This is a genomic window from Candidatus Cloacimonadota bacterium (genome assembly GCA_011372345.1).
Taxonomy (GTDB): domain Bacteria; phylum Cloacimonadota; class Cloacimonadia; order Cloacimonadales; family TCS61; genus DRTC01.
In genome coordinates this window covers 1-1,938 of record DRTC01000483.1, presented here as the reverse complement: position 1 = coordinate 1,938, position 1,938 = coordinate 1, and the positions used below count along the sequence as shown (strand labels likewise).

The 1,938-nt window shown below is 37.2% G+C and carries 1 protein-coding gene; it reads right to left on the bottom strand.

Annotated elements, in window-relative coordinates; all coding sequences use genetic code 11:
• Positions 1-1,938: hypothetical protein (locus tag ENL20_09360; GenBank protein HHE38765.1), on the bottom strand; the 1,938-nt coding region annotated here is incomplete at both ends.

Below are 1,938 nucleotides of genomic sequence, written 5' to 3'. Positions count from 1 at the left end.
TGAGATAGATTCCTGATGAGAGTAGTTTTCCATTGTCATCAGTTCCGTCCCAAATAACCTTATTCATTTCTAATTTATCATTTCTAATTTCTAATTCGCGAATGCGTTGTCCTTTGATGTTGAATATTTCGAGAGTCACAAACCGGGAGGTTTGTGTTACATTGAACGAGATCGTTGTTTCGGATTGGAAGGGATTCGGATAAGATTGCAGAACAAGTTCTGCACTACAAATATCATTTTCTTCAACTGCTGCATCATAACCAAAATCAATATCAAGAGCAGCATATTTGAGCATACCGCCAATCTGAAGGCCAAAACCTTGAATAGACGAACCGTAACTGTAATCATCCAGAAAGAAAAGATGAAGTTTTCCATGTTCGTTTCCTAAATCTTCGATCAAATCTCCCGGATAGATATAGCACGGAATCATTCCTTCAAGTTCGGGAGTCTCAAGCGAATTCAGGAAAATCGGTTCGGACCATGTTTCTCCATTATTGTTGGAAATGCAGATCGCAATTTCAGGAACTTCCAGCCAATCTTCATATCCGGGTGGTGCTCCTTGATTTGCCAGTTTTGCTTTTAAGCCGTCAGACCAGACTGCTGCCAGCCAGTTCTTTTCTTCATTTTTGACGATCCTGAAATAGTTTTCGTGATAGGCTGCATCAAGATCATAATAATATATAGGCCAACCATAATAATAAAGTACATTTCCTTGATTATCATAATTATCAGGAGTTCCATCTTCATCTAAATCCCAGGGAAGCATCGGAATATTGTCGTTGGGATTTTCTCCTTGTATATCAAGATCAACGAAGTTAAATTCATTCGTCGAAAAATCGAATTCAATCTCTTTTGGAAAAATCAGGTTAGACCAGTAAACATCATCCTCTTCATCCGGATCATCTCCATGTAAGCCAAAACTTCCTACAAATTTTATTTGGGAATTGTCATCGGTCAGGACTGCATTAAAATGATTACAATTTACAAAAGTAAAGTACAATTCATAGGGTGTATTATTATCATTAACAAAAGCATAACTCCCATCCTGGTTTTGAGGATTGTCCACATAAAACCTGAAATCTTCTGTTACTAGACTGAATTCACCCTCTCCATAATTATCATTGTAAAGGACAAAAATATGCTGATCATAAGATTCATCCCAACTTGCTAAATTACCAATAACTGCTACTTTCCCATCATCTGAAACTGTAAAAGTGTAATATGGTCTAACATGTGGTTCGCAATATGCCCATTCATCCAACACTGGAAATGTAATATAAGTCCAATCTAAAGTTGATAAACTATCTAAATCCAGAGAACTAAAATCAGCATAAGCAAGTAAAGCATTTTCGGGATACAAGAAAGGATTAACAGTTGCACGCTTTGCTAAAATATAAACTCGTCTTTTACCTTCAATGGGTGAAGGTCCGATTTGCACAATAGGCCAGATAAATTCATCATTCTGATATTGCCCTTGAGGATTATCGATCACAATAAATGGTTCTCTCCATAAACCAGTATCTCCCCACATGTGAAACAAATCATATGACATAAATACATCATAACAAGTTCCATCCTGTTGATGCCAGGCTACGAAAGCATTTGCTGTAATTGGATCAATCGCAATTCCGGGATAGCCATTCCAGATGTTTTCAGTAATTGATGTTGATTCGCCAATATTTCCACCTGAATCAACATAACAGCAATATGTTTTTCTTGTTGCAGAAGATGTTTCCATCGAATGAAAAACAATATAAACTCCTCCGGCTTCATATCCGTTTGGTTGAGATATTTCAGGTTGAACGCAAACCGGAATTCCATTATAACTTCCCGGCATGTAATCGTAATAAGTGAACATTAAATCTGCTGGTTCGATAAGGAATTCGTAATCGGGAATTGGTCTGGTACTGGTTGGAGGTTTACCTTTTATAGTGTTGA